The 6,661-nt window shown below is 74.7% G+C and carries 4 protein-coding genes; 1 reads left to right on the top strand and 3 read right to left on the bottom strand.

What is annotated here, in order from left to right:
* Positions 1 to 63: 63 nt before the first annotated feature.
* Complete coding sequence (locus GWI24_RS38215; RefSeq protein WP_210950638.1) at positions 64 to 1,716, top strand: PucR family transcriptional regulator; 1,653 nt, start codon at positions 64 to 66, stop codon at positions 1,714 to 1,716.
* A 381-nt stretch (positions 1,717 to 2,097) separates the two neighbouring features.
* On the opposite strand, the gene GWI24_RS38220 is transcribed toward GWI24_RS38215, so the two are convergent.
* The 3 genes from GWI24_RS38220 to recN form a co-directional block, all read right to left on the bottom strand.
* Positions 2,098 to 3,270, bottom strand: a complete 1,173-nt coding sequence (locus tag GWI24_RS38220) for a glycoside hydrolase family 64 protein (RefSeq protein ID WP_210950639.1) — start codon at positions 3,268 to 3,270, stop codon at positions 2,098 to 2,100.
* 111 nt (positions 3,271 to 3,381) lie between these two features.
* Complete coding sequence (locus GWI24_RS38225; protein ID WP_374103390.1) at positions 3,382 to 4,542, bottom strand: glycosyltransferase family 4 protein; 1,161 nt, start codon at positions 4,540 to 4,542, stop codon at positions 3,382 to 3,384.
* A 258-nt stretch (positions 4,543 to 4,800) separates the two neighbouring features.
* Positions 4,801 to 6,546 carry a DNA repair protein RecN gene (recN, locus tag GWI24_RS38230; protein ID WP_210950640.1) on the bottom strand — a complete coding sequence of 582 codons (1,746 nt, stop codon included), beginning with the start codon at positions 6,544 to 6,546 and terminating at the stop codon, positions 4,801 to 4,803.
* Positions 6,547 to 6,661 lie beyond the last annotated feature (115 nt).

Genomic DNA, 6,661 nt, shown 5'->3' on the forward strand with positions numbered 1-6,661 from the left:
GGGTCCAGGGGCGAAGCCCCTGCCACGCCGCGTGGTCCGCCGGACACCCCGTAGCGTGGCGGCATGGAACCACAGGGAACGATCACCGTGGCGCGGGCCCTGGGCCTTCCCGCCCTGCGCCGCGGGCTCCCCGAGGTGGTGTCCGGGCAGGAGCTGCTGGACCGCCCGGTGCGCTGGGTGCACGCGGGCGAGGCGCCGAACATCGCCGCGCTGCTCAAGGGCGGTGAGCTGCTGCTGACCACCGGTCTCGGGGTCGGTCCGCGCCCCGCCGAGCAGCGCGCCTTCGTGCGCCGGCTCGCCGAGCGGGGCATCGCGGCGCTGGTGGTGGAGCTGGGCGCCCGGTTCCGCACCCTGCCGGGGCCGGTCGTGGACACCGCGCGCTCGTGCGGACTGCCGCTGGTGCAGCTCCATCGCGAGGTGCCGTTCGTGACGGTCACCGAGGAGATCCACACCGAGATCGTCAATGAGCACTACGCCCTGCTGCGCCAGGCCGATGTGGTGCACCGGCAGGCCACCGAGGTGCTGCTGCGCGGCGGCGGGGTGCCGGAGATCCTGCGCGACTTCGCCGCCTTCGCGGCCAATCCGGTCTTCCTGGAGACCCCCGACGGGCAGCTGCTGTACGCGGCGGGGCCGGGCGGTACGCCCCCGGCGGGCGCCGCCGATCCGCTCCAGGTGTGGGAGGGGCTGCGGGCGCCGCGCGCGGCCGAGCGGCCCGAACCGCCGACGGGCAGCGTGATCGCGGACATCCCGGGCGGCGGGCCCGGCCCCGGTGCCGTACGGGCACGGCTGACCGTCCTTCCGGTGGCCGGGCCGCTGGGCCCGGTGCACCGGATCGCCGCCGAGCGGACGGCGGATCTGCTGGCGGTGGTGCTGCTGCGGGCGCGTCAGGAGGAGGAGCTGGCGGCGCGCGGGCGCGGGGACTTCCTCACCGATCTCGCGGAGGGCCGGATCGAGTCATCCGACGCCCCCGCCCAGGCCCGGGTGCTGGGGTTCCGGCCGGGCCCGGGCGGGCCGCTGCTGCCGGTGGTGATGCGACTGGTGGAGGATCCGCGGCCGCTGGCCGGGGGCGGGGAGAGCTGGGCGGCGCTGGCCCACGCCGTGCAGGAGGAGCTGGCTGGGGTCGGGGTGCCGGTGCTGCTCGGCGTACGGCTTCCGGAGGGACGGGTTCCGCTGCTGGCGGGGCTGCGCGGTGCGAGTGAGCGGAGCGCGGTGGCCGAGCGGATCGCGGCGGCGCTGCGGGCCGGGGTGGAGCGGGCCTGGCCGGACCGGGCCGGCGCCCGGCCGCCGGTGGTGGTCGCCGGGCTCGCGGTCGGCTGGGACGCGGCCGGAGCCGAGTTGCGGCATGCGGCGGAGGCGGCGAACGCGGCGTGCGGATCGCCGCCCGACCGGGGCTGGTACGACGTACGCAGCCTGGATGTCGACCTGTTGCTGTGGCGACTGCGCGAGCACGGCGATCTGGCCGCCTTCGTGGACCGGGTGATCGGTCCGCTGCTGGCCCACGACCGCACCGCCCGCCCGCCGCTGGTGCCGACGCTGGAGACGTATCTGCGGCATGCGGGGCGCAAGGCGGAGACGGCCCGTGCGCTGCACCTCAACCGCCAGACGCTGTACGACCGGCTGGCCCGGATCGCGTCGCTGCTGGGCAGCGATCTGGAGGATCCCCAGACGGTGCTCGCCCTTGGGGTGGCCCTCCAGGCCCGCCGCCATGTGCGGTGACACGGCGGCGGGCCGCCCCGCCTGACGCGGATGCGGCCCGCCCCGCCTGCCCGGGCCCCCGCCCGGCGTCCCCGCGTGTCGCCGGGCGGGGAGTGGCTCCCTCGCTGTCCGCCGCGCCGCCCTCGCCGTGCGCCGCGAACACCTCCCCGCCCGGCCGCCCTGTGCCGAACCCGGCCGGACCCTGCCCGGCCCGGACCTTGCCCGGCCCGGCGGATCTTCGCGGCCCGGACCCTGCCCGGCCCGGCGGATCTTCGCGGCCCGCGACGTCTGGCACGGCGCCCCCGGCCACCGCTGGGAGCCACCCCCCGCACCAGACGCCGCGGGCCTCGCGGCGGTGCCCGCTGAGGTCGCGGGCGCGCAGATCGATCCGCCGGACAGGGCTTAGAACGGGGTCAGCGTGAGCGTGACCCCCTTCGGGGCGGTGTCCTGGATGTAGGACGCGAACTCGGCCACGTCGTCGAAGGCGAAGCCGTACGCCTTGCCGTCCACGGTCGCCGCGTGCATGGCCTTGGCGTAGTGGTTGGTGACGTCCTCGCCGTAGAAGGCGGCCGGGTCGGTGGTCGGCTGGGCGTCGGCGTTGTGCAGCGTGGAGCGGTTGAAGCCCGCGCCGAGGATCGCCGCGACCGGGCCCGTGGTCCCGTCGTTGGGCGCGGCCAGGGCGCCGTCGCAGAACAGCACGTCCTTGGTGGAGGGCTTGTCGAAGGAGACCGAGGCCGGACCGGTGAAGGAGAACTTCCCGCCGCTCACCCGGCCGGTGAAGGTGCCCGCGTTCGTGGTGACCTTGAGGTCCTTCGATCCGTAGGCGTCCCAGACCTGGTCGATGTACGACGCGAAGTAGTCCTCCGCGAACACCCCCGCGCCCATGCCATGACCGGGAGCGATCACCCGCAGATTGTCGCCGACGATCAGCTTCTTGAAGGCGTCGACACCGGCGAGGTCGGAGAAGACCTTGGCGCGGGCCCCGTCCTTGAGGGTGCCGGTCGTCTGGTCCTGGGCGCCGGTGAGGTGGATCGACAGCGGGACGCTGAACATGTCCACCATGGTGGTGTTGCAGAACATCCCCGAGGAGTTGTACGTGAACTCCGCGCAGTCGTGCATGATGTCGTAGTTCGGGTCGCCGGACACCCAGCCCGCCGGGTACTGCAGCGCGGCCTTGCCCGCTCCGTCCTCGACCACCTTGAGCTTGAGCTTGGAGCCCAGCGCCACATAGATCCGGCCGGACATCTGAGGCAGGTTCAGCTTGGTCTCACCGCTTCCGGCCAGCGGGATCGCGTAGTCGGTGAAGCCGTCCGAGCCGTTGTCGGAGAGCGCGACGGGGGCGATGTTGCCGTCCGGGGTGACATGGACCTGGCGGTCGCCCTCGTTGCCGACGATGTAGAGCCATACCGACCCGTTGTCGTACTGCCCCGTCTTGTTGACGACGGTCAGGGGCAGGGAGGCGGCGGCCTTCGCGCCCGGTGCTCCGCTGGCGCGGCCGCCGGCGAACGCGAGGCCGGTTCCCGCGGCCGCGGCGGAGGCAGCGATTCCACCCAGCAGCTTCCTGCGACTGATCATGATGATGGTGCTCCTCGGCGTAGTGGGGGTTGCCGGGAAAATGGCGTGGGGGGTGACGGGAGGCGCGAAATTGAGAGCGCTCTCTCGTTCCTCTGCCCAGCACCCTGCCGATCAACGACCGGGCCCGTCAACCCCTTCACGCAGAAAGGTCTGCACCAATTCATCGTAGACGCTGAGAACATGGGCGACGGTGTCGTCCTCCGTCGGCCAGCCCGCCGTCCGCGCCCGCCCCGCCGCCGCGAGCTCCACCCGGCGCACCGGATCGGCGAGCAGCCCGGTCACGGCCTCGGCCAGGGCCTCGGGGTCGCCGTACGGGACGAGTTCGGCCGCCTCCCCCACCAGCTCCGGCACCCCGCCGACCGCCGTGGCCACCAGGGGCACCCCCGCGTGCAGCGCCTCCTGGGCCAGCAGCGACCGGGCCTCCCAGCGGCTGGAGAGCACCGCGACATCGGCCGCGGAGAGCAGCCGCGGCACATCCTTACGGCGGCCGAGCAGCCGCACCGGCAGCCCCTCGGTGTCGATCCGGCGCTGGAGCACCGCACGGTCCGGCCCCTCCCCCGCCACCACCAGCAACGGCCGCGGATCCAGCGCCCGCCAGCGCCGCGCCGCGTCCAACAGCGGGCCGTGTCCCGCCATCGCCTCCAGCCGCCCCGCCGTGACCAGCAACGGCCGCTCCACCACGCCCAGTTCGGCCCGCGCCTTCTGGCGGCGGCCGTCGGCGGTCTCCGGCGGCCGGCATGGGGCGGGCACCGCGACCGGGGCCAGCCGGGCGTCGCGCGCACCGCGGGCCCGGGCCCGGGCCACCAGATCCGAGGAGGCCCCGAGCACGATCGCGGCGGCCCGCGCCACCCGACGCTCCATCAGCCGGACCAGCCGGGCCCGCGCGCCCTCGGCGTCCACGCGGGTGTGCCAGGTGACGATCAGGGGTACGTTCCGGCCACGCAGCGCCACCGCCGCCAGCAGCCCCGAGCGCAGCCCGTGGGCGTGCACCAGGGCCGCGCCCTGGGTGGCCTTGCGCAGCGACGCCATGCTTCCGGCGTCCGTCAGGGCGTCCAGCCCGGTGAACCGCGCTCCCGTCTGGGTGAAGCCGTAGCCCTGCTCGGCGCTCCAGGGCCCGCACACGGTCACCCGCAGTCCGCGCGCCACCAGCCCGGCCGACAGCGACCGCACATGCACCCCGCTGCCCGAACTCCCGGCGCCCAGCACCTGGACCGCGTGCAGCGACGACTGCCCGTGCGGCGGGACCGGGGTGCTGCTCACGGTACTGCTCACGCGGGCGGAGCTCCTGAGACGGTGTCGGGCGGATTGGGGGGACGGTGCGGACGCGCTCCGCCCAAGAATGCCAGCACTCGCCGAACCCTCGTCGCAACGCTCCCAGGTGACGCCTGCCCCGAACTCGCCCGCTCGTCCGTGGTACCACCCGTTCGGGTGAAGGGTCGGAGGAGCGACGCGTGAAGGGTCGGAGGAGCGACGCGTGAAGGCTCGGGGGAAGCGTCACGTAAGGGGGCACATGAAGCGTCGCGTGAAGGGTCAGCGTCCCGCGCGGGCCGCCTCCAGGAGCTCTTCCGCATGCGCCCGCGCGAGTTCGGAGTCCTCTTGGCCCGCGAGCATCCGCGACAGCTCCCGTACGCGGTCCTCGCCCTCCATGGCCTTCACGCCACTTCGGGTCACCGACCCGTCGTTGGTCTTCTCGACCACCAGATGCCGGTCGGCGAAGGCCGCGACCTGCGGCAGATGGGTGACCACCACGACCTGCGCGGAGCGGGCGAGCTTGGCCAGCCGGCGGCCCACCTCGACCGCCGCCTTACCGCCGACGCCCGCGTCCACCTCGTCGAAGAGATACGTCGGTACGGGGTCGGAGCCCGCGAAGACGACCTCGACCGCGAGCATCACCCGGGACAGCTCACCCCCGGAGGCGCCCTTGGCGATCGGCCGGGGCGGGGCGCCCGGATGGGGCGCGAGCAGCAGTTCGACCTCATCGGCGCCATGCGGCCCGAAGGCCACCGGGCGGCCGCCCACCTCGATGCCGTCCGCCTCCGTCTCGGTCTGGCGGATCGCGAACGTGACCCGGGCGTGCGGCATCGCCAAGGAGGCCAGCTCGGCGGTGACCGCCTCCGCGAACCGCCCCGCCGCCTCCGTACGGGCGTCGGTGAGCGTCTGCGCCAGCCCGCCCAGCTCGGCGCGGAGCGCGTCGTGCTCGGCGGTCAGCTCGCCGATGCGGTCGTCGTCGCCGTCGAGTTCGGCCAGCCGCGCGGCGCCCTGCTCTGCCCACGCCAGCACGTCCGCGATGGTCTCGCCATACTTACGGGTCAGCTGGGACAGCGCGGCGCGGCGCTCCTCGACGGCCGACAGACGGATCGGGTCGGCGTCCAGGTTGTCGGCGTACCCCGCGAGATCCCCCGCCACATCGGACAGCAGGATGCCGACCTCGCCGATCCGGTCGGCGAGCCCGGCGAGGGCCTGGTCGTGGGAGCGTACGGCCTCCACGGCGCGATGGGCGCCCGCGACCAGGGTGGCCGCGTCCACGCCCTCCGGGTCCTCCGGGTTCCCGGCGAGGGCGGCGTGCGCGACGGCGGCGGCGGACGCCAGGGCCTCGGCGTGCCCCAGCCGTTCGGCCTCGGCCGCCAGCTCCTCGTCCTCCCCGGGGCGGGGCTCGGCGGCCGCGACCTCCTCGAGGCCGAAGCGCAGCAGATCCGCCTCCTGCGCCCGCTCGCGGGCCCGTGTGGTGAGCTCCTCCAGCTCGGCCGAGACGGCGCGCAGCCGGCGATAGGCCCCCGCGTACTTCTCCAGGGGCCCGGCCACCGCGGCGCCCGCGTACCGGTCCAGCGCCTGCCGCTGCCGGGCGGGCCGCAGCAGGCCCTGCTGATCGGTCTGGCCGTGCACGGCCACGAGATCGTCGGCCAGCTCGCCCAGCAGGCCCACGGGGACCGAGCGGCCGCCCACATGGGCGCGCGACCGCCCTTCGGCGGAGAGCGTACGGCTGATCAGCAGCACGCCGTCGTCGAGCTCGGCCCCCGCTTCCTCTGCCCTTACGGCCGCCGCCGAGCGGGCGTCGACCGTAAGGCGGCCCTCGACGACCGCCGCCTTGGCCCCGATCCGCACCAGAGCGGCGTCGGCGCGGCCGCCCAGCAGCAGCCCGAGGCTGGTGACGACCATGGTCTTGCCCGCGCCGGTCTCACCGGTCACCGCGGTGAAGCCGGGCGACAGCTCGACGACCGCGTCGTCGATGACGCCCAGCGCACGTATCCGCATCTCCTCCAGCACGTGCACGACCATACGAGGTTTGGTCGGTGCGATGCGACGAAGGGGCGCCACTTATGGGGTCCACCCGTACATCTGCCCGGTGCGGGGTGGGGGTGCCTCCGGCGAGAGCCCCCACCCCGCCCCTTCC

The organism is Streptomyces sp. MK37H, from assembly GCF_018035285.1.
In the GTDB taxonomy this organism is placed as follows: domain Bacteria; phylum Actinomycetota; class Actinomycetes; order Streptomycetales; family Streptomycetaceae; genus Streptomyces; species Streptomyces endocoffeicus.